The 20,289-nt window shown below is 72.1% G+C and carries 15 protein-coding genes; 4 read left to right on the top strand and 11 right to left on the bottom strand.

Annotated features, from left to right (window positions below):
- Positions 1-143: 143 nt before the first annotated feature.
- Both AB0M18_RS16590 and AB0M18_RS16595 read left to right on the top strand, forming a co-directional pair.
- Positions 144-1,145, top strand: coding sequence for an ATP-binding cassette domain-containing protein (locus AB0M18_RS16590; RefSeq protein ID WP_365758422.1), 1,002 nt, complete (start codon positions 144-146; stop codon positions 1,143-1,145).
- Positions 1,142-1,933 carry an ABC transporter permease gene (locus tag AB0M18_RS16595; protein ID WP_365758424.1) on the top strand — a complete coding sequence of 264 codons (792 nt, stop codon included), beginning with the start codon at positions 1,142-1,144 and terminating at the stop codon, positions 1,931-1,933. The genes AB0M18_RS16590 and AB0M18_RS16595 overlap by 4 nt, the downstream gene beginning before the upstream one ends.
- 20 nt (positions 1,934-1,953) lie before the next feature.
- Here AB0M18_RS16595 and pntB (AB0M18_RS16600) read toward each other — a convergent pair whose 3' ends face one another.
- The 6 genes from pntB (AB0M18_RS16600) to AB0M18_RS16625 form a co-directional block, all read right to left on the bottom strand.
- Positions 1,954-3,372 carry a Re/Si-specific NAD(P)(+) transhydrogenase subunit beta gene (pntB, locus tag AB0M18_RS16600; RefSeq protein WP_365758426.1) on the bottom strand — a complete coding sequence of 473 codons (1,419 nt, stop codon included), beginning with the start codon at positions 3,370-3,372 and terminating at the stop codon, positions 1,954-1,956.
- Position 3,373: 1 nt separating this feature from the next.
- On the bottom strand, positions 3,374-4,933 hold the full coding sequence (locus AB0M18_RS16605; RefSeq protein ID WP_365758428.1) for a Re/Si-specific NAD(P)(+) transhydrogenase subunit alpha: 1,560 nt from the start codon (positions 4,931-4,933) through the stop codon (positions 3,374-3,376).
- Positions 4,934-5,213: 280 nt separating this feature from the next.
- The gene (gene pntB / locus AB0M18_RS16610) at positions 5,214-6,632 is read right to left on the bottom strand and encodes a Re/Si-specific NAD(P)(+) transhydrogenase subunit beta (protein ID WP_365758430.1); all 1,419 of its coding nucleotides are present in this window, start codon (positions 6,630-6,632) and stop codon (positions 5,214-5,216) included.
- A gap of 5 nt (positions 6,633-6,637) precedes the next feature.
- Positions 6,638-8,164, bottom strand: coding sequence for a Re/Si-specific NAD(P)(+) transhydrogenase subunit alpha (locus AB0M18_RS16615; RefSeq protein WP_365758432.1), 1,527 nt, complete (start codon positions 8,162-8,164; stop codon positions 6,638-6,640).
- A 203-nt stretch (positions 8,165-8,367) separates the two neighbouring features.
- Entirely contained in the window at positions 8,368-9,660 is a 1,293-nt protein-coding gene (locus AB0M18_RS16620; protein WP_365758434.1) for an FAD-dependent monooxygenase, read from the bottom strand.
- A gap of 14 nt (positions 9,661-9,674) precedes the next feature.
- Positions 9,675-10,448 carry an alpha/beta hydrolase gene (locus AB0M18_RS16625; protein WP_365758436.1) on the bottom strand — a complete coding sequence of 258 codons (774 nt, stop codon included), beginning with the start codon at positions 10,446-10,448 and terminating at the stop codon, positions 9,675-9,677.
- Positions 10,449-10,532: 84 nt separating this feature from the next.
- Here AB0M18_RS16625 and AB0M18_RS16630 point away from each other — a divergent pair, with 84 nt between their 5' ends.
- A complete protein-coding gene (locus tag AB0M18_RS16630) occupies positions 10,533-11,381 on the top strand; it encodes a helix-turn-helix domain-containing protein (RefSeq protein WP_365758438.1) in 849 nt (282 codons plus the stop codon).
- Positions 11,382-11,473: 92 nt separating this feature from the next.
- On the opposite strand, the gene AB0M18_RS16635 is transcribed toward AB0M18_RS16630, so the two are convergent.
- The 3 genes from AB0M18_RS16635 to AB0M18_RS16645 are packed head-to-tail and all read right to left on the bottom strand — an operon-like array spanning position 11,474 to position 15,148.
- Entirely contained in the window at positions 11,474-12,541 is a 1,068-nt protein-coding gene (locus AB0M18_RS16635) for an ABC transporter ATP-binding protein (RefSeq protein WP_365758440.1), read from the bottom strand.
- A complete protein-coding gene (locus AB0M18_RS16640) occupies positions 12,538-14,127 on the bottom strand; it encodes an iron ABC transporter permease (protein ID WP_365758442.1) in 1,590 nt (529 codons plus the stop codon). Before AB0M18_RS16640 ends, AB0M18_RS16635 begins: the two co-directional genes overlap by 4 nt.
- A gap of 1 nt (position 14,128) precedes the next feature.
- Positions 14,129-15,148, bottom strand: a complete 1,020-nt coding sequence (locus AB0M18_RS16645) for an iron ABC transporter substrate-binding protein (protein ID WP_365758444.1) — start codon at positions 15,146-15,148, stop codon at positions 14,129-14,131.
- Positions 15,149-15,326: 178 nt separating this feature from the next.
- Between AB0M18_RS16645 and AB0M18_RS16650 the strand changes: the two genes are divergently transcribed.
- The gene (locus AB0M18_RS16650) at positions 15,327-17,924 is read left to right on the top strand and encodes an AMP-binding protein (RefSeq protein WP_365758446.1); all 2,598 of its coding nucleotides are present in this window, start codon (positions 15,327-15,329) and stop codon (positions 17,922-17,924) included.
- A gap of 65 nt (positions 17,925-17,989) precedes the next feature.
- On the opposite strand, the gene AB0M18_RS16655 is transcribed toward AB0M18_RS16650, so the two are convergent.
- Both AB0M18_RS16655 and AB0M18_RS16660 read right to left on the bottom strand, forming a co-directional pair.
- A complete protein-coding gene (locus AB0M18_RS16655) occupies positions 17,990-19,225 on the bottom strand; it encodes an acyl-CoA dehydrogenase family protein (RefSeq protein ID WP_365758448.1) in 1,236 nt (411 codons plus the stop codon).
- Positions 19,225-20,259: a phosphotransferase family protein gene (locus AB0M18_RS16660; RefSeq protein WP_365758450.1), complete on the bottom strand. Its 1,035-nt coding sequence runs from the start codon at positions 20,257-20,259 to the stop codon at positions 19,225-19,227. The genes AB0M18_RS16655 and AB0M18_RS16660 overlap by 1 nt, the downstream gene beginning before the upstream one ends.
- Between the last annotated feature and the right edge of the window lie 30 nt (positions 20,260-20,289).

The following is a 20,289-nucleotide window of genomic DNA, read 5'->3' on the forward strand; positions in this document are numbered from 1 at the left end:
CCCGTAACGAATCACCGCTCCCAGACCGCCACGCACCGCCGGGCGCGCCTTCGGCGTGCCCTCGGACGCTCCAGTGCCATGTCACATCACACACATCACGTTCATCACGCCCATCACACGCCCCAGGCCTCCCAGGAGCCCTCATGACCACCACGTCCACCGCCCCCGACGCCGTCGACGCCTCCCCCGTACCCGCGATCGCCGCCCAGGGGCTGCGCAAGTCCTACGGCGCCAAGGTCGTGCTCGACGGCGTCGACCTGACCATCCCCGAGGGCTCGGTCTTCGCCCTGCTCGGCCCCAACGGCGCCGGGAAGACCACGACGGTCGAGATCCTCTCCACCCTGATCGTCCCGGACGGCGGCCGGGCCCGGATCGCCGGGCACGACCTGGCCGAGCGGCCCGACGGGGTGCGCGGGGCGATCGGCGTCACCGGGCAGTTCGCGGCCGTCGACGGGCTGCTCACGGCCGAGGAGAACCTGCTTCTGATGGCCGCGCTGCGGCACCTGCCCCGGCCCGAGGGCCGGCGCAGGACCGCCGAACTCCTCGAACGCCTTGAGCTCACCGAGGCCGCCCGCAAGCCGGTGTCCACCCTCTCCGGCGGCATGCGGCGCAAGCTCGACCTGGCGATGACGCTGGTCGGGAAGCCGCGGATCATCTTCCTCGACGAGCCGACCACCGGGCTCGACCCGCGCAGCCGCCGCACCCTGTGGGAGATCATCCGCGGCCTCGTCGACGGCGAGGGCGTGACCATCTTCCTCACCACGCAGTACCTGGAGGAGGCGGACCACCTCGCCGACCGGATCGCGGTCCTCGACCGGGGCCGGATCGTCGCCGAGGGCACCGCCGACGAACTGAAGCGGATCGTCCCGGGCGGACACATCCGGCTGCGGTTCGCCGACCCGGCCGCCCTCGACCTGGCCGCCCGCCACTTCGGCGCCGCCGCGCGCGACGCCGAGGAACTCACCCTGCGCGTCCCGAGCGACGGCAGCATCCCGACCCTGCGGGCCGTCCTCGACGTCCTGGACGGCGCGGCGCTCCACCCCGAGTCGCTGACCATGCACACGCCCGACCTGGACGACGTCTTCCTGACCCTGACCGGCACCGGTGCCGGCGCCCCGAACACCACCGTGGAGATGACCCGATGAGCACCCTCGGCTACGCCGTCAGCGACTCGCTGACCATGCTCCGGCGCAACATCAAGCACGCCCTGCGCTACCCGGCGATGACCGTGTCCGTGGTCCTGATGCCGGTGATGATGCTGCTGCTCTTCAACTACGCCTTCGGCGGCGCCATCGGCGCGGGCATCGAGGGCGCACCGACCGGCGGCGGGAAGTACATCGACTACGTGGCCCCCGGCATCATCCTGATGACGGCGACCGCCGGCGCGGTCGCCACGGCGGTCGGCGTGTGCGTCGACATGACGGAGGGCATCGTCAACCGCTTCCGTACGATGTCGATCTCGCGGGCCGCGTTCCTGACCGGGCACGTCGTCGGCAGCGTCCTGCAGACCCTGGTCGCCATCGCGCTGGTCGTCGGTGTGGCGCTCGCCATCGGCTTCCGGCCGGACGCGACGTTCGTCGAGTGGCTCGCCGCGGCCGGCCTCCTCACCCTCCTCACTCTCGCGCTGACCTGGCTCTCGGCCGGCATCGGCCTGGTGTCGAAGACGCCGGAGTCGGCGAGCAACACGCCGCTGCCGCTGACCTTCCTGCCCTTCCTCGGCAGCGCCATCGTGCCGACCGACTCGATGCCGACCGGGCTGCGCTGGTTCGCCGAGTACCAGCCCTTCACCCCGGCCATCGAGACCCTGCGCGGTCTGCTGATGGGCACCGCGATCGGCGACAGCGGCTGGATCGCCCTCGCCTGGTGCGCCGGGCTGAGCATCGTCGGCTACCTGTGGGCGCGCTCGGCCTTCGGCCGTACGGCCAAGCGCTGACCCGCACCACGGACTCCGCGTCAGAGCTCGGTGACGATGTCCTCCACCCGCTGTTTCGCGTCGCCGAAGAGCATCGCCGTGTTCTCGCGGAAGAACAGCGGGTTCTGGACCCCCGCGTAGCCGGAGGCCATCGACCGCTTGAAGACGATGACCTTGTCCGCCTCCCAGACCGTGAGGACCGGCATGCCGGCGAGCGGGCTGGACGGGTCCTCGGTACCGGCCGGGTTGACGGTGTCGTTGGCGCCGATGACGAGGACGACGTCGGTGTCGGCGAAGTCCTCGTTGATCTCGTCCATTTCGAGGACGATGTCGTACGGCACCTTCGCCTCCGCCAGGAGGACGTTCATGTGACCCGGCAGCCGGCCGGCCACCGGGTGGATGCCGAACCTGACCTCGATGCCCTTCGCGCGCAGCTTCGAGGTCAGCTCGGCGACCGGGTACTGGGCCTGGGCGACGGCCATGCCGTAACCCGGAGTGATGATGACCGAGCGGGCCGCCTCCAGGAGTTCGGCGACGCCTTCGGCGGTGATCTCCTGGTGCTCGCCGTAGTCGACATCGGACTCGGTGGGCGCCTCGATGCCGAAGCCGCCGGCGATCACCGACAGGAACGAGCGGTTCATCGCCTTGCACATCAGGTACGACAGATACGCACCGGAGGAGCCGACCAGCGCGCCGGTGACGATCAGCAGGTCGTTGCCGAGCAGGAAGCCCGAGGCGGCCGCCGCCCAGCCCGAGTAGCTGTTGAGCATGGAGACGACGACCGGCATGTCGCCGCCGCCGATCGAGGCGACGAGGTGCCAGCCGAGGGCGAGGGCCAGGACCGTGACGACGACCAGCAGCCACAGCTCAGGCGCGATCACGAACCACACCGTGAGCGCCACGAAGAGGCCCAGCGCGCCGAGGTTCAGGGCGTTCTTGCCCGGCAGCATCAGCGGCCTGGAGGCCATCCGGGCCGACAGCTTCAGGTTGGCGACGATCGAGCCGGTGAAGGTCACGGCGCCGATGAACACACCGATGAAGACCTCGGCGTGGTGGATGCCCAGGGTCCCGAGCGCGTCGAGGTCGGCGGCCTCGGCTCCGCCGGGCTCGTGCTCGACGGTGAGGAAGCCGTTCCAGCTGACGAGTACGGCGGCGAGACCGACGAACGAGTGGAGCAGCGCGATGAGTTCGGGCATGCCGGTCATCTCGACACCGCGGGCGCGCCACAGGCCGACGAGTGCGCCGACCAGCATGGCGAGGGCCAGCAGCGCGGCACCCCCGCCGCTGATGTCGCCGTCGGCGGCGAGGACCACGGTCGCGACCAGGGCGACGCCCATGCCGAGGATCCCGAAGCCGTTCCCCAGGCGGGCCGACTCGTGCTTGGAGAGCCCGGCGAGGGCCAGGATGAAGAGCAGCGCGGCAACGAGGTAGGCCGCCTGCGCGGCGAGGGTCGCGGTCATCTCAGCTCCTCTTGAACATCGCGAGCATGCGACGCGTCACCGCGAAGCCACCGAAGACGTTGATACTGGCCAGCAGGATCGCCACGCAGGACAGCACGGTGACCGCGGTGTTGCCGTGTCCGATCTGGAGGAGCGCGCCGACGACGATGATCCCGGAGATCGCGTTGGTCACCGACATCAACGGCGTGTGCAGGGCATGGTGCACATGCCCGATCACGTAGTAACCGATGACGATCGCCAGGACGAAGACCGTGACGTGCGGCAGCAGCGCGGCGGGCGCGAAGGCCGCGAGCAGGAACAGGGCGAGGGCCGCCGTCGCTACCACGCCGAACCGGCGGGCCGGGGACGCGGGCTGTTTCACGGGCGAGACCGGCACGACGGCCCCTGCCGTCTCGGCCTCTGCGCCCGGGGTTCCGGCCGCCGCCACGGGCTTGGGAGCCGCGGAGACCTGGACGGGTGGCGGCGGCCACGCCGGCTCTCCTTCCCGTACGACGGTGATCGAGCGCAGCACCGGGTCGTCCCAGTCCAGGACGGGGCAGCCGTCCTTGCCGGGGGTCATCAGCTTCAGCAGGTTCACCAGATTGGTGCCGTAGAGCTGGGACGCCTGGGCGGGGAGCCGGCCGGCGAGATCGGTGTAGCCGATGATCGTCACGCCGTTCCCGGTGACGGTCTTCTCGCCCTTGACCGTGCCGACCACGTTGCCGCCGTTGGCGGCGGCCATGTCCACGATCACCGAGCCGGGTCGCATTCCGGCCACCATCTCCGCGGTGATCAGCGTCGGGGCGGGACGCCCCGGGATCAGCGCCGTGGTGATGACGATGTCCGCCTCGCGGGTCTGCGCCGTGTAGAGCTCGACCTCGCGCGCCTTGTACGCGTCGCTCATCTCCTTGGCGTAACCGGTGGCCGAGACCTCGACCTCCGGCGACTCGATCGACAGGTACTCGCCGCCCAGTGAGCGCACCTGTTCGGCGACCTCCGGCCGCGGGTCCGTCGCCCGTACGATCGCGCCGAGCGCTCCGGCCGTGCCGATCGCGGAGAGCCCGGCGACGCCCGCGCCCGCGACCAGCACCTTCGCCGGCGGCACCTTGCCCGCGGCCGTCACCTGGCCGGTGAAGAAGCGCCCGAACTCGTGCGCCGCCTCCACCACCGCCCGATAACCGGCGATGTTCGCCATCGACGACAGCACGTCCATCGACTGGGCCCGGCTGATGCGCGGCACGGCGTCCATCGACAGGGCCGTCACGGGGCGGCGGCCGAGCTCCTCGACCATCGCCGGGTCGAAGGCCGGCGCGAACAGGGCGACGACCGTGGCGCCTTCCCTCAGCCGGTCGAGCTGCGCCGGGCTCGGGGCGTTCACCCCGAGGACCACGTCCGCGGCCGTGGCCTCGCCGATGCGGGCGCCGGCGGCCTCGTAGGCGGTGTCGGCGAAGCCCGCGGCGGCGCCGGCGCCCGGGTCGACGACGATCTCGTACCCCAGCTTGCGGAGGGGTTCGACCGTGGCCGGCGTGGCCGACACGCGCTTCTCGCCCGCCCGCGCTTCCTTGAGGACTCCGACAATCACGAATGCTCTCCGTTCGCTTCTCTTGCCGTCATCGGCCAGTTCCCACTCGACCAGAAGTGCGCCCGCCACGATCATGGCCACGCCGGTGCCGCACCACCGGCATGCGGGCACGGACACACCGCGCACGGAGAGGCTTCCACACGGCCCATGGGCCATGGCAAGACCGCGAAGCCGCCACGCTGGACGACAAGACCCCGATGACGGGTCGGCAGCGCGCGGCGCCTCCTGACATCGGCACGGAGGGGGCCCGGCCGTACCTGGTCAGGAGGCGCTGTACGGATCAGAGCGCGCCGACGATGTCCTCGACCCGGGCCTTCGCGTCGCCGAAGAGCATCGCCGTGTTGTCCTTGAAGAAGAGCGGGTTCTGCACGCCCGCGTAGCCGGAGGCCATCGAGCGCTTGAAGACGATGACCTTGCCTGCCTCCCACACGGTGAGGACCGGCATGCCGGCGAGCGGGCTGGACGGGTCCTCGGCGCCGGCCGGGTTGACGGTGTCGTTGGCGCCGATGACGAGGACGACGTCGGTGTCGGAGAAGTCCTCGTTGATCTCGTCCATTTCGAGGACGATGTCGTACGGCACCTTCGCCTCGGCCAGGAGGACGTTCATGTGTCCGGGCAGTCGGCCGGCGACGGGGTGGATGCCGAAGCGCACGTCGACGCCCTTCGCGCGCAGCTTCGAGGTGAGCTCGGCGACCGGGTACTGGGCCTGGGCGACGGCCATGCCGTAGCCGGGGGTGATGACCACGGACCGGGCGGAGGACAGCATCTCGGCGGCGCTCTCGGCGGTGATCTCCTGGTGCTCGCCGTAGTCGACGTCGGAGCCCGAGGGCGCCTCGATGCCGAAACCGCCGGCGATCACCGAGAAGAACGAGCGGTTCATCGCCTTGCACATGATGTAGCTGAGGTAGGCGCCGGAGGAACCGACCAGGGCGCCGGTGACGATCAGCAGGTCGTTGCCGAGCAGGAAGCCGGAGGCCGCGGCGGCCCAGCCGGAGTAGCTGTTGAGCATCGAGACCACGACCGGCATGTCACCGCCGCCGATCGAGGCCACCAGGTGCCAGCCGAGGGCCAGCGCCAGGACCGTGACGACGACCAGCAGCCACAGCTCGGGCGTGATCACGAACCACACGGTCAGGGCGACGAACAGGCCGAGCGAGCCGAGGTTGAGCGCGTTCTTGCCGGGCAGCACCAGCGGCTTGGAGCTGATCTTCGCGGAGAGCTTGAGGTACGCCACGATCGAGCCGGTGAAGGTGACGGCGCCGATGAACAGGCCGATGAACACCTCGGCGTGGTGGATGCCGAGCGTGCCGAGCGCGTCCAGTGCCTTCGCCTCGTGGCCCTCGGAGTCGTGCTCGACGTTGAGGAAGCCGTTCCAGCTGACGAGTACGGCGGCGAGGCCGACGAAGGAGTGGAGCAGCGCGATGAGTTCGGGCATGCCGGTCATCTCGACACCGCGGGCGCGCTGGATGCCGATCAGCGCGCCGATCAGCATCGCGACGGCCATGAGGCCGAGGCCCGTGGTGCTGATGTCGCCGTCGATCGCGAGCACGATCGTCGCGACGAGCGCGACGCCCATGCCGAGCATGCCGAAGGCGTTGCCGAGCCGGGCCGACTCGTGCTTGGAGAGCCCGGCGAGGGCCAGGATGAAGAGCAGCGCGGCAACGAGGTAGGCCGCCTGTGCGGCGATGGTCGCAGTCATGTCAGTCAGCTCCGGTTGAACATGGCGAGCATGCGACGCGTCACCGCGAAGCCGCCGAAGACGTTGATACTGGCCAGCAGGATCGCCACGCAGGACAGGACGGTCACGGTCGTGCTCGTGTGGCCGATCTGCAGGAGTGCGCCGACGACGATGATCCCGGAGATCGCGTTGGTCACCGACATCAACGGCGTGTGCAGGGCATGGTGGACGTGCCCGATCACGTAGTAGCCGATCACGATCGCAAGGACGAAGACCGTCACGTGCGGCAGCAGGGCCGCCGGCGCGAAGGCCGCGAGCAGGAAGAGCGCCAGGGCGCCGAGGGCCACCCCGCCGAACTTCTGCCCCGTCGTCATCGGCGCCTTCTTCGGCGCGGGCGCCGTCGCAGCCGCGGGGGCCGCCGGGGCCGGGGCCGCCGAGACCTGCACGGGCGGGGGCGGCCACGCGGACTCGCCCTTGCGCACGACGGTGATCGAGCGCTGTACGGGGTCGTCCCAGTCCAGGTCCAGCCGGCCGTCCTTGTCGGGCGTCATCAGCTTCAGCAGGTTCACCAGATTGGTGCCGTAGAGCTGGGACGCCTGGGCCGGGAGTCGCCCGGCGAGATCGGTGTAGCCGATGATCGTCACGCCGTTCCCGGTGACGGTCTTCTCGCCCTTCACCGTGCCGACCACGTTGCCGCCGTTGGCGGCCGCCATGTCCACGATCACCGAGCCCGGCTTCATGCTCGCGACCATCTCCGCGGTGATCAGCGTCGGCGCCGGACGCCCCGGGATCAGCGCGGTGGTGATGACGATGTCGACGTCGCGGCACTGGGCGGCGTACAGCTCGGCCTCGCGCGCCTTGTAGTCGTCGCCCATCTCCTTGGCGTAACCCGTCTTCGAGACCTCCACCTCCGGCGACTCGATCGACAGGTACTCGCCGCCCAACGACCGTACCTGGTCGGCGACTTCGGGCCGTGGGTCGGTCGCGCGCACGATCGCGCCGAGCGAGCCGGACGCGCCGATGGCCGCCAGACCGGCGACGCCCGCGCCCGCGACCAGCACCTTCGCCGGCGGCACCTTGCCCGCGGCCGTCACCTGGCCGGTGAAGAAGCGACCGAACTCGTGCGCCGCCTCCACCACCGCCCGATAACCGGCGATGTTCGCCATCGACGACAACACGTCCATGGACTGGGCGCGGCTGATCCGCGGCACCGCGTCCATCGAGAGCGCCGTGAACGGCCGGCGCCCCAGGTCCTCGACCATCGCCGGGTCGAAGGCCGGCGCGAACAGGGCGATCACCGTCGCCTCCGGCCGCACCCGGTCCAACTGGGCCGGGGTCGGGGCGTTCACACCGAGGACCACGTCCGCGGCCGCCGCGTCGCCGATGGTCGCACCGGCGGCCTCGTAGGCGCTGCGGGTGAAACCGGCCGCGTTGCCCGCGTCCGGGTCGACGACGACCTCGTACCCCAGTTTGCGGATCTGTTCGATCGTGGCCGGTGTGGCCGAAACGCGACTCTCACCTGCCCGCGCTTCCTTGAGGACTCCGACAATCACGAGTGTTCTCCGTTTCGCTGCGAATCAGAAACGAGAAATCAGAAGTGTGCCCGTGATGATCCGGAGCACGCCGCTCAGCTTGACCGCCGAGGGCTCTCCTTGAACAGCTCCCACAAGTGAGGTGTACGCAACATGGGCCCGGGTGCCCTCCCTCACGTAACGTCGTGGGCCCGGCTCGGCCGCGCGGGCGGCGAACAGGGGGTTCAGCGGCGCAAGTCGATCCGGTCTCCCGCCGTGGTGGGCGATGCCTCGTAGACGTCCACGGTGACGGAGTCGTGGAAGCGCGCGCTCTTGGTGGTGAGCCGGAGGAGCGCGCGACCGGGGCCCGCCGGCAGGGCGGAGATCAGCCGGGCGCCATGGGCGAGACCCCGCACCCCGAGGCGGGATGTCGGGACCAGTGTCTTCGCCGCGCTCAGCGCGACCGCCCGGCTGCCCCGTACGTGCTCCGCCATCACACGCTCGTACGCGGGGAACGCGCGCTCGTGGTCGCCACCCGCCCGCGCCAGCTCCCCGGCCAGGACGTACGCGCCGACGACGGCCAGGCTGGTGCTGCCGCCGACGGCCGGACCGGGACAGTAGCCCGCGTCGCCGACGAGCGTCACCCTCCCCCGCGACCAGGTGTCCATACGGAGCTGGGCGATCGAGTCGAAGTAGAAGCCCGACCCCGCCCCCGACCCCCACTCCGACCCCGACTCCGACTCCGGCCCGTGCCCCGGCGTACGGTCGAGCGCGTCCAGCCAGCCGTCCACCTCGGGGTGCATCCCGGCGAACGCGCCGCGCAGCAGCTCCTTCTGCCGCTCCACGTCATGGTGGTGGCAGTCGAGTTCACGCTCGCTCCGGAACAGGAACAGCGCCCGCGCGTCCCCGATGTGCCGGGCACCGTACATCCCGGCGGTGCGGCCGACGCCGACGTGCATCCGGAGCTCGCCGTCGAGGTCGGAGCCGTTCGGCAGGGTCAGCACCCCGAAGTAGGCACCGATGAAGGCGCTGAAGCGGGACTCCTCACCGAAGACGAGACGGCGCACCTGGGAGTGCAGCCCGTCCGCGCCGACGACGAGGTCGAAGCGGCGTGGAGCGGCGTTCTCGAACCGCACCTCGCCGTCGGGCGAGATCTCGGTGATCGAGTCGCCGAAGAGGTACTCGACGTGGTCGCGCGCCGCGTCGTGGTAGATCTCGCTCAGGTCGTCGCGCATCACCTCGACATGGCGGTCGGAGGTGCCGCCGAAGATCTTGGAGAGGTCCACCGGGACGGGATGGCGGGATCCCTCCTGATGGATCGTCATCCTGCTGGTTCCGGTGGCTCGTTGCTCGATGTGCGGCAGTACGCCCATCCGCTCCGAGATCTCCACGGCGGGGCGGAACAGATCGACGGCGTGCCCGCCGGTACTGCGCAGCGCCGGCGCGCGCTCGACGACGGTCACCGAGAAGCCGTGCCGGGTGAGCCAGTAGGCGAGGACCGGACCGGCGATGCCGGCGCCGGAGACGAGAATCCGCATGACACCGCTCCTCTTCATTCCGTGAAGGCCAGCAGGGCGGCGGCGGTACGCGCCGGATCCTCCAGCAGGGGCGAGTGCCCGAGGCCGGGCAGCAGCTCGACCCGCGCGCCGGGAACGACGCGGTAGTCGGCGGCGGACGAGGACCGCCAGCGCCGGTCGTCCTCGCCGAACAGCACCAGGAGCGGCTTGCCCAGGAGCGCGAGGCGCTCCGGCAGCGCCTCGTCCTCCAGGTACGAGCGGGTGGCGAGCATCGTCGCCCTGAACGTGTGCAGTGTCATCTCCCGTACCTCGTCCAGGAGTTCGTCCGGGATCCGGTAGCCCGGACGGCTGACCGCGGTGCTCGCGAAGCGGCGCAGCTCCTCGTCGGTCGGCGGCCACTGCGCCGGGCCGGCCGCGGCGGGCTCCGGCGCGATGAAGGCGGCCAGGCCGGGGCCGGTGTTGATCAGCGCGAGCGCGGTCACCAGGTCGGGCCGCTCCTCGGCGAGCGAGGTGGCGACCGCGCCGCCGCTGGAATGCCCGACGACCACCGCGTGCTCGACGCCGAGCCGGTCGAGTGTCGCGCCGACCCTGCGCGCCTGGTCCGGCACCGCGTAACCGCCGTCGGCCGGCTTGGCGGAGCGGCCGTGCCCGAGCAGGTCGAGCCGGACGACCCGATGGGACCCGGTCAGCAGCGGGACCATCGGCTCCCAGGAGCGGACCGAGGACGCCGTCCCGTGGATGAGCAGAAGTGCGGGGGCGTCGCGGGGGCCGTCCTGGCACACGTGGATGAGGTCTTCGGAAGGAGTCATACGAGCACTGTCCTCGCCGCCACCCGCCGCCGGCTTGGACGAATGTTCCCGCCGGACCGTTCGTTCACGTAGCACCATGGAACGATGCAGACGTTCGCGCACGGCGCCGCCCGGTGGGAGGTCGCGTGCCCGCGGCAGCCCAGCCGGGTGGCCGGTGTCAGCATGGCCGGGTTCCGTATCCACGACCTGGACGCCCTCCGGGTCGTCCCGCACCCGGCCGTGACGCTCCTCCTGGACTTCGGCGACGGCTCCCCCGTCCTCGACTGCGCCCCGGGCCGGCAGCAGCGGGGCAGCCTCGTCGCCGGCCCCGGGCTCGGGTCCGGCGGTGCGGTCCGCGCGCGGGGCGAGAACGTCGCGTGCGTGCAGGTGCGCCTCTCCCCGGTGATCGCGCGCGCGGTCCTCGGCGTCTCCCCCGCCGACCTCGACGGCGCCGTCGTGCCGCTGGACGACCTGTGGGGCCGGGAGGCCTCCCGTATCCGCGAACGCCTCACCGGCCTCCCGTCGTGGCGGGACCGCTTCGCGCTGACGGACGCGTTGCTCGCCCGCCGCCACGCGGCCGGGCCCCCGGTGGACCCGGAGGTGGCCTGGGCCTGGCACCGGATCGTCGCCGGGCACGGCCTGGCCCGCGTCGACGCACTCGCGGCCGAGGTCGGCTGGAGCCGCAAGCGCCTCTGGTCCCGATTCCGCGCCCAGCTCGGTGTGCCGCCCAAGCGCGCCGGCAAGCTCGTCCGCTTCGACCACGCCGCCCACCGCCTGGTGGCCGGCGAGGCCGCGGCCCGTGTCGCGGCCGACACCGGCTACGCCGACCAGTCCCATCTGCACCGGGACCTCATGGAGTTGACCGGCTCGACCCCCACGACCGTGGCGGCCGAGCCCTTCCTCGCCGTCGACGACCTCGCCTGGCCGGGCCGCGGAACGCCCGCCGTGCTCTAGGGGGTGTCCGGATCTTGCCGGGCTCCCGACGCCCGGCCTGATCCGAAAGACACGGCCCAGGCCTCCCTGCGCCCCGGGCCGAGTGGCAGCCCTCAGGCGCCGCGCGGGTGCAGGGTCGCCTCGCCGGTCAGGCGGATGCCGACCCTTCGGCCCGGCTCCTGGCGGAGCGGGCCGAGGGTGCGGATGTCGACCGGCTGGTCGAGGCCGTCGACCCGCACGGTGACCATGGCGTCGTGGCCGAAGAAGCGCACGTCGGTCACCACGCCTTCGGCGGAGGCGCCGGCCGTGTCCGGCTCGGCCAGTTCGAGCTGTTCCGGGCGCAGCAGGACCAGCCCCTCGCGGAGTCCCTGCGGGGCGGCGGCGAGGGGGACACGGCCGAGGGCGGTGGTGGCCGTGTTCTTCTCGGCGGTGCCCGGGACGAGGACGGCGTCGCCGACGAACGAGGCCAGCCAGGGGTCGACGGGCCGGTGGTAGAGGTCCTGCGGGGTGGCGCACTGGGCCACGCGGCCGTCGCGGAGGACGGCGACGAGGTCGGCGGTGGAGAGGGCCTCCTGCTGGTCGTGGGTGACGAGCAGGCCGGTGGCGCCGCTCTCCCGCAGGGCCGCGCGCACCTCCGCCCGTACGGCCCCGCGCAGCGCGCTGTCGAGTGCGCTGAACGGCTCGTCGAGCAGCACGAGATGGGGTTCGGGGGCGAGGGCGCGCGCGAGCGCCACGCGCTGCTGCTGGCCGCCGGAGAGCTCGTGCGGCATGCGGTCGCCGTAGCCGGGGAGTCCGACGAGCTCCAGCATCTCGCCCACCCGGGTGCGCTTGGCCGCGCGGTCGCGCCCGGCGAGGCCGAAGGCGACGTTCCGGGCCACGCTCAGGTGCGGGAAGAGGGCGCCCTCCTGCGGGACGATGCCGATCCGGCGCCGCTCGGGCGGCAGATGGACGCCGGGCCCGCCGAGGAGCCGGCCGGCGACGGTCACGCTGCCCGCGTCGGCCTTCAGGAAGCCGGCCACGACCCGGAGGAGGGTGGTCTTGCCGCAGCCGGAGGGGCCGAGCACGGCGGCGAGCGCGCCGCCGGGGACGGTGAGGTCGAGCCCGTCGAGGACCGGCGCCCCGGGTCCGTACGCCTTGCGGACACCGCTGACCTGGAGCTCGTTCGTAGCACTGTCTGTCATGTGCGGTGCCTTCCGAGGAGGTACGAGGGGACGGCGGCGAGCAGGATCAGCGCGGCCGCGTACGGGGCGGCCGCGGCGAACGATCCGGAGCCGGTCTCCGTCCAGAGCCGGGTGGCGAGGGTGTCCATGCCGGTGGGGCGCAGGAGCAGGGTGGCGGGGAGTTCCTTCATGCAGACCACGAAGGTGAGGGCGGCCCCGGCCGCGATGCCGGGGGCCGCGAGCGGCACGGTGACCTCGCGGAGCACCCCGAACGGGCCGCGGCCGAGCGAGCGGGCCACGTCGTCGAGGACGGGCGGCGCCTGGAGCACGGCGGCCCGGGTGGCGCCCACCGCGACGGGCAGGAAGAGCACCGCGTACGCGCAGATCAGCAGCGGGGTCTCCTGGTAGAGCGGGCGGGCGTAGCGGACGGCGAAGAACACGAGGGCGAGGGCCACGGTGATGCCGGGGACGGCGTGGCCCGCGTACGCGGCCTGTTCGAGGAGGTGGGCGAGCCGGCCGCGGTGGCGGGCGGCGATGACGCCGACGGGCAGCGCGAGAAGCGTGGTGAGCGCGGCTCCGCCGGCGGCGACGCCGAGGGTGGTGAGCGCGGTGCCGGTGAGGGTGGCCGGGTCCCAGGTCGCGGAGGAGCCGACGGCCAGCCAGTAGCCGAGGGTGGCGAGCGGGAAGCCGACCGCCGCGGCGACGACCGCCCCGCACCAGGCGAGGGCGAGCGGCCGAAGCCGGCCGAGGGCGGCGGGAACGGCCTTGCGGGCGGTGCCCGTTCCCGTACGGGCGTAGTCGGCGCGGCCGCGGGTGCGGGTCTCGGCGGCGACGAGCAGCACGGTCATGACGACGAGCACGGCGCTGAGCGCGGCGGCCGGGGTGCGGTCGAAGCTGGCCCGGTAGGAGGTGTAGATGCCGCGGGTGAAGGTGTCGTAGCGCATGAGCGAGACGGCGCCGAAGTCGGAGAGCACGTAGAGGGCGACGAGCAGTCCACCGCCGGCCGCGGCGGGGCGCAGCTGGGGCAGGGTGACCCGCAGGAAGGTGCGCAGCGGGCCGTGGCCGAGGGAGCGGGCCACCTCCTCGTGTCCGGGGTCGGTGCCGCGCAGTGCGGCGGCGACCGGCAGGTACACGTACGGGAAGCTCGCCAGGGTCAGCGCGATCGCCGAGCCGGTGAAGCCGGCCAGGGACGGTACGGCGGACAGCCAGGCGAACGCGGTGACATAGCTGGGCACCGCGAGCGGGAGGGTGACGAGCACCGACCACGCGCGGGCTCCGGGCAGCGCGGTGCGCACGGTCAGCCAGGCCAGGGAGACACCGATGAGCAGACAGGCGGTGACGACGACGGCCGTCAGGCCGAGGCTGCGCAGCAGGAGTTCGCCGGTGCGGGCGTCGGCGACGACGTCCCAGGCGAAGGCGGGGCCGCGTTCGAGGGCGCGCACGCCGAGGTAGCCGAGCGGCAGCACGGCGAGGGCGGCCGCGAGCACGGCGGGGACGATCAGGATCCAGGACGGCCGGCCGACGGCGCGCCCCCGCCCGGCGGGTGCCGGGGCACCCGCCGGGCGGGGGTCGCGACGGGCCGGGGCGGAGTGCTCCGGTGCGGTCATGTCAGACCAGTCCGACGTCCTGGAGCATGGCCAGCGTCTCCTTGAGGGAGGCCAGCCTGCCGAGGTCGATCTTCGGCGGCTGCAGGGTCTCCAGGGGCGGCACGCCGTCGGCGCTCTTCACTCCGGCGGCCAGCGGGTACTCCTTGGTCTGCTCGGCGAAGTAGCTCTGGGCCTCGGCGGAGAGGAAGTAGTCGACGGCCTTCTGCGCGAACGCGGCCTGCTTCTTGTCGGCGCCCTTGAGGATGCCGACGCCGGCCACGTTGACCAGGCCGCCCGGGTCGCCCTTGGGCAGGTAGTGGATCTTGGCCTTGAGCTTGTCGGCGCCCTTCTCGGCGGCCTGCTCGTACCAGTAGTAGTGGTTGATCAGGCCGAGCGAGACCTCGCCCTTGTCGACGGCTTCGAGGACCTTGAGGTTGTTCTCGTACGTCTTGGGCTGGTTGGCCTTCAGGCCCTTGAGCCAGGTGCGGGTGGCGTCGTCGCCCTCCAGGACGCGCATGCCGGTGACGAAGGCCTGGAAGGAGGCGTTGGTCGGGACGTACCCGATCTTGCCCTTCCACTCCGGCTTGACCAGCTCGTGCACGCTGTTCGGGGGCGTCGGCACCTGGGCCGGGTTGTAGGCGATGACGCGCACGCGCCCGCTGACGCCGGCCCAGTCGCCCGCGGAACCGCGGTAGGCGGGGTCGACCTTGTCGAGGGTGGCCTGGGGAAGCGGGGCGAGGCGCTGCTCCTTGGAGAGCGCGCCGAGGGCGCCGGCGTCCTGGGAGAGGAACAGCCCGGCCTCGGTCTTGTCGCCCTCCTCCAGGAGCTGGGCGGACAGTTCGGCGCTGTCGCCGTAGCGCACCTCGACGTGGCCGCCGAGCTGCTTCTCCAGCTTCTCGATGAGCGGCTTCACGAGGTTCTCGTTGCGCCCGGAGTAGATGACGAGGTCGGCCGGCTCGTCGCTGCCGCAGGCCGAGAGCAGGGGGCCGAGCAGTGCGGCCGCGGCGAGTGCGGTGAGGGTGCGGGCCAAGGGGCGGCGCATACGGGTGGGGCCTTCCTGCCGTCGTTCGTCATATCGAGAGAACCTGTGAATACGGCATTAATAAGGTAATGCTAACCTAAGCGTCAAGTCAGGATTTGATAACGCGGCGGTCGCGATCGGACATCCGGAACCCCCTCCCCCTCTTTTCGATTAGGAAAGCCTTACCTACTATGCGCCCGTGACGCTCCTCCCCGCCCCGCCCGTCGGCGGCCACGCCCTCCCCCTCGCCCGCGACCTCGCGCTGCACGGCGACCGCACCGCCCTCGTGACCTCCGACGGCGGCGAGCTCTCGTACCGCACGCTCGCCGGACGGGTCGAGGACGCGGCCCGGCGACTCGGCCCGGAGCGGCGCCTGGTCCTGCTGCCCGGCGCCAACACCGTCGAGACGCTCGTCGTCCACCTGGCCGCGCTGTCGGCGGGCCACGCGGTGCTGCTCGTCCCCGGGGACCACCCCGAGGCCGTCGCCGCGCTCACCGCCGCGTACGACCCCGACGTCGTCGTCCACCCCGAGGCCGACCCCGAGGCGGCGGACCGGGAGTGGCGGATCGAGGAACGGCGCCCGGGCTCCCGCCACGCCCTCCATCCCGACCTCGCGCTGCTGCTGAGCACGTCCGGCTCCACCGGCTCGCCGAAGCTGGTCCGGCTCTCGTACGAGAACCTCCAGGCCAACGCCGAGTCGATCGCCACGTACCTCGGCATCCGCGACACCGACCGGGCCGCGACCACCCTGCCGATGCACTACTGCTACGGCCTCTCCGTGATCCACAGTCATCTGCTGCGCGGCGCCGGACTCGTCCTGACCGGCCTCTCGGTGGCCGACGCCTGCTTCTGGGAGCTCTTCCGTACGGCCGGCGGCACCGCCCTCGCCGGCGTCCCGTACACCTTCGACCTGCTCGACCGGGTCGGCTTCGCCGAGATGGACCTCCCCCGCCTGCGGTACGTCACCCAGGCGGGCGGGCGGCTCGCCCCCGAGCGGGTCGCGCGCTACGCCGAGCTCGGACAGCGGCGCGGCTGGGACCTCTTCGTGATGTACGGCCAGACCGAGGCGACCGCCCGCATGGCGTACCTGCCGCCCGCCCTGGCCGCCGAGCACCCGTCGGCGATCGGCGTCCCGGTGCCGGGCGGCGCCTTCCGTCTGGAGCCGGTGGACGAGGCCCCGGGCCCGGAGGGCGTCGGCGAACTCGTCTACACGGGCCCGAACGTGATGCTCGGCTACGCCCACACCCCCGACGACCTCGCCCTCGGCCGTACGGTCGGCGCCCTGCACACCGGCGACCTCGCCCGCCGCACCGAGAACGGTCTGTACGAGATCGTCGGCCGGCGCAGCCGCTTCCTCAAGATCCTCGGCCTGCGCATCGACCCCCAGCGGATCGAGACCCTGCTCGAACGACACGGCCTGGACGCGCTGTGCGCGGGCGACGACGAGAACGTCACCATCGCCGTCGTACGCAGGCCGGGCTGGGACCAGCGGCGGATCCGAAGACGTGTGGTGGACGAGTGCGGCCTGCCCGCCCGCGCCGTCCACGTCCACCTGCTGCCCGAACTCCCCCGACTGCCCACGGGAAAGCCCGACTACCGGGCCGTACGCGAGCTGAGCGGCCCGGCCGGTACGCCACTGCCACTGCCCGGCGGGGACCCGGACGGGGTCCCGGACGACCTGTGCGCGCTCTACGCCCGGATCCTGGACCGCACGGACGTGACGCCGGACAGCTCCTTCGTCTCCCTCGGCGGCGACTCCCTGTCGTACGTCGAGATGTCGCTCCAGCTCGAAGGGCGCCTAGGCCGGTTGCCGCTCGACTGGCACACGACGCCGATCCGTGACCTGGAGAACCGGGCTCCGGCCGACCGGTCGCAGCGATCGCAGCGGGGGCGGCGGCGCAGTGTGGAGACGAGCGTCATGCTGCGCGCGGTGGCCATCGTGTGCGTCGTCGGCTCGCACATCCGGCTCTTCGAGATCCGGGGCGGAGCCCATCTGCTGCTCGCCGTCGCGGGGTTCAACTTCGCCCGCTTCCTGCTCTCCTCGTCCGAACGCCGGGTGCGGACCCGCCGCTCGCTCCGCAGCATCGCGCGGATCGCCGTCCCCACCATGGCCTGGACCGCCTTCGCGCTGCTCGTCAGCGACGACTACGACCTGTCCAATCTGCTCCTGCTCCACAACGCGCTCTGGCCGGAGGACATGGGCTCCGGGATCCACCTCTGGTTCGTCGAGGCCCTCGTCTACATCCTGCTCGCCCTGACGGCGCTGCTCGCCGTCCCCGCCGTCCACCGCCTGGAGCGCCGCTTCCCGTACGGACTGCCGACGGCCCTGGCGGGCCTCGGCCTGCTCACCCGCTACGAGCTGGTGGGACTGCCGGCCCGCGCCCAGATCACCGACGCGGTCACCGTGTTCTGGCTCTTCGCCCTCGGCTGGGCCGCGGCCCGGTCCCGCACGGTGCCACAGCGGCTCCTCGTGACGATCGCCGCCCTGGCCACCGTCCCGGGCTTCTTCCCGGGCGAGCCGCGCCGGGAGCTGTTCGTCGTGGCGGGCTTCTGCCTCCTCGTGTGGTTCCCGACCCTGCCGAGCGTCCACCGCGTCAACCAGCTGGCCGGCCTGCTCGCCGGCAGCTCGCTCGCCATCTATCTGACCCACTGGCAGATCTACCCGATCTTCGACGGCCTGTCGAAGCACCTGGCCCTCGTGGTCTCCCTGGCCTTCGGCATCGGCTACGCGGCGGCGGTCACCCGCCTCGTCCAGCGGGTCTCCGCGCGGCGGCCCCGGGCGTCGGGGCGGACGTAGCCGAGGGTGACGACCACGGACCGGGCCGAGGCGAGGAGTTCGGCGGTGATGCGGCATCCATCACGTCAGGCACGCGCCGCGCGCGCCTTGGCCTGATCCCGCAGCTCGCTCTTCGCCAGGGCGTTCTTGTGGACCTCGTCCGGGCCGTCGGCGAACCGCAGGGTGCGGACGGCGGCGTACATATTGGCCAGCACGAAGTCCTGGGACAGCCCGCCTGCCCCGTGGACCTGGATCGCCTTGTCGAGGATCCACTGCACCGCCGCCGGGGTCGCGATCTTGATCGCCTGGATCTCGGCGTGCGCGCCCTTGTTCCCGACGGTGTCCATCAGCCACGCGGTCTTGAGCACGAGCAGTCTCAGCTGCTCGATGCGCACCCGGGATTCGGCGATCCAGTCCCGCACGACCCCCTGCTCGGCGAGCGGCCGGCCGAAGGCGACGCGCTCCTCGGCGCGGGCGCACATCAGCTCGACGGCCCGCTCGGCGATGCCGATCGAGCGCATGCAGTGGTGGATGCGGCCCGGGCCGAGGCGCGCCTGGGCGATGGCGAAGCCGTCGCCCTCGCCGCCGATCAGGTTCGCCGCGGGCACCCGTACGTCGGTGAAGGTGAGCTCGGCGTGACCGCCGTGCTCGCGGTCGTCGTAGCCGAAGACCTCCATGCCACGGTGGATCTCGACACCGGGAGTGTCCCGCTCGACGAGGATCATCGACTGCTGGCGGTGCCGCTCGGCGTCCGGGTCGGTCTTGCCCATGACGACGAAGATCCGGGCGTTGGGGTTCATCGCGCCGGTGATCCACCACTTGCTGCCGTTGATCACGTACGAGTCGCCGTCACGGACGATCGACGTGCCGATGTTGGTGGCGTCGGAGGAGGCGACGTTCGGCTCGGTCATGGCGAACGCCGACCGGATCTCGCCGGCGAGCAGCGGCTCCAGCCACCGCTCCTTCTGCTCCGGGGTGCCGAACATGTGCAGCACCTCCATGTTGCCCGTGTCCGGCGCCGCGCAGTTCATCGCCGGGGGCGCGAGGTACAGGCTGCGCCCGCTGATCTCCGCCAGCGGGGCGTACTGGAGGTTCGTCAGGCCCGCGCCCTCCTCCCCCGGCAGGAAGAGGTTCCACAGGCCCCGCCTGCGCGCCTCGGTCCGCAGTTCCTGGAGGACCGGGACCGAGTCCCAGGCCCAGGGGTCCTTGAGCGCCGAGAGCTGGTCGTGGAAGACCGCCTCGGCCGGGTACACGTGCCGGTCCATGAACTCGAGCAGGGACGCGCGCAGTTCCTCGGTCCTGGTGTCGAACCCGAATTCCATCAGTGAGTCTCCTTCAGTGCGGAAAGGCCGGCGTCGAGCAGCGGGTCGACGGCCTCGCCGAGGGTCTCGAAGCCCTCCCCGACCGTCTGGCCGTTGAGGTGGCGGTAGTGGATCCCCTCGAGGATCACGGCGAGCTTGAAAGCGGCCAGGCCCAGGTGGAAGCCGAACCGGGAGAGGTCCCGGCCGCTGCCCGCGGCGTACCGCTCGATCGTCTCGGCCTCGGTGAGGTAGCCGGGGGCGCCCGCGACGGTGGTGACGCCGGCGTGGTCGCCGACGACCTCGCCGAGCCGGTTGTAGACGACCATCAGCGCGAGGTCGGACAGCGGGTCGCCGAGCGTGGCCATCTCCCAGTCGAGGACCGCCGTCGGGCGGTCGTCGTCGTCGACGAGGACGTTGTCGAGCCGGTAGTCGCCGTGGACGATGCCGCTCGACGACTCCGTGGGGACGTCGGCGGCCAGTCGGCGGTGGAGCTCCTCGGCTGCCGGGAGGTCGCGGCTGTACGAGGCGTCGAGCTGCTTCTTCCAGCGGTGGACCTGCCGCTCCAGGTAGCCCTCGGGGCGCCCGAAGTCGGCGAGTCCGACCGCCGCCGGGTCGACCTGGTGCAGCGTGACGAGGGTGTCGACGAGCCGCTCCGAGATCAGCCGGGTGCGCTCCTCGCCGAGGGCGGCGAGCTCGGCCGCGAGCCGGTACGGGGTCCCGGCGCACTGCGCCATCACGTAGAACGGCGCGCCTAGGACCTCGGGGTCCTCGCAGAGCCCGGACATGTGCGGCACCGGGACCGAGGTGTCGCGCAGCGCGCTCATCACGCGGTACTCGCGACCCATGTCGTGGGCGGTCGCGAGGACGTGGCCCAGGGGTGGCCGGCGGACGATCCAGGTGGTGGTGCCGTCGGTGACCCGGTAGGTCAGGTTGGACCTGCCACCGGCGATCAGCGTCGCGGACACGTCGGAGCCGGCGCCGGGAACGTGCGCGCGCAGCCAACTGCCGAGCCTGGCCGGGTCGAGTCCCGGCGTGGACGCGGAGCGGCCGGTCATCACGGCACCACCACGGTGACGGTGTCGGCC

The organism is Streptomyces sp. NPDC051909 (genome assembly GCF_040681095.1).
In the GTDB taxonomy this organism is placed as follows: Bacteria; Actinomycetota; Actinomycetes; order Streptomycetales; family Streptomycetaceae; genus Streptomyces.

What these genes read in the sequence shown, in the direction of transcription:
- AB0M18_RS16590 (WP_365758422.1), top strand. Translation starts at nt 144, where the DNA reads ATGACCACCACGTCCACCGCCCCCGACGCCGTCGACGCCTCCCCCGTA.
- AB0M18_RS16595 (WP_365758424.1), top strand. Translation starts at nt 1,142, where the DNA reads ATGAGCACCCTCGGCTACGCCGTCAGCGACTCGCTGACCATGCTCCGG.
- pntB (WP_365758426.1), bottom strand. Translation starts at nt 3,372, where the DNA reads ATGACCGCGACCCTCGCCGCGCAGGCGGCCTACCTCGTTGCCGCGCTG.
- pntB (WP_365758430.1), bottom strand. Translation starts at nt 6,632, where the DNA reads ATGACTGCGACCATCGCCGCACAGGCGGCCTACCTCGTTGCCGCGCTG.
- AB0M18_RS16620 (WP_365758434.1), bottom strand. Translation starts at nt 9,660, where the DNA reads ATGCGGATTCTCGTCTCCGGCGCCGGCATCGCCGGTCCGGTCCTCGCC.
- AB0M18_RS16625 (WP_365758436.1), bottom strand. Translation starts at nt 10,448, where the DNA reads ATGACTCCTTCCGAAGACCTCATCCACGTGTGCCAGGACGGCCCCCGC.
- AB0M18_RS16630 (WP_365758438.1), top strand. Translation starts at nt 10,533, where the DNA reads ATGCAGACGTTCGCGCACGGCGCCGCCCGGTGGGAGGTCGCGTGCCCG.
- AB0M18_RS16635 (WP_365758440.1), bottom strand. Translation starts at nt 12,541, where the DNA reads ATGACAGACAGTGCTACGAACGAGCTCCAGGTCAGCGGTGTCCGCAAG.
- AB0M18_RS16640 (WP_365758442.1), bottom strand. Translation starts at nt 14,127, where the DNA reads ATGACCGCACCGGAGCACTCCGCCCCGGCCCGTCGCGACCCCCGCCCG.
- AB0M18_RS16645 (WP_365758444.1), bottom strand. Translation starts at nt 15,148, where the DNA reads ATGCGCCGCCCCTTGGCCCGCACCCTCACCGCACTCGCCGCGGCCGCA.
- AB0M18_RS16655 (WP_365758448.1), bottom strand. Translation starts at nt 19,225, where the DNA reads ATGGAATTCGGGTTCGACACCAGGACCGAGGAACTGCGCGCGTCCCTG.
- AB0M18_RS16660 (WP_365758450.1), bottom strand. Translation starts at nt 20,259, where the DNA reads ATGACCGGCCGCTCCGCGTCCACGCCGGGACTCGACCCGGCCAGGCTC.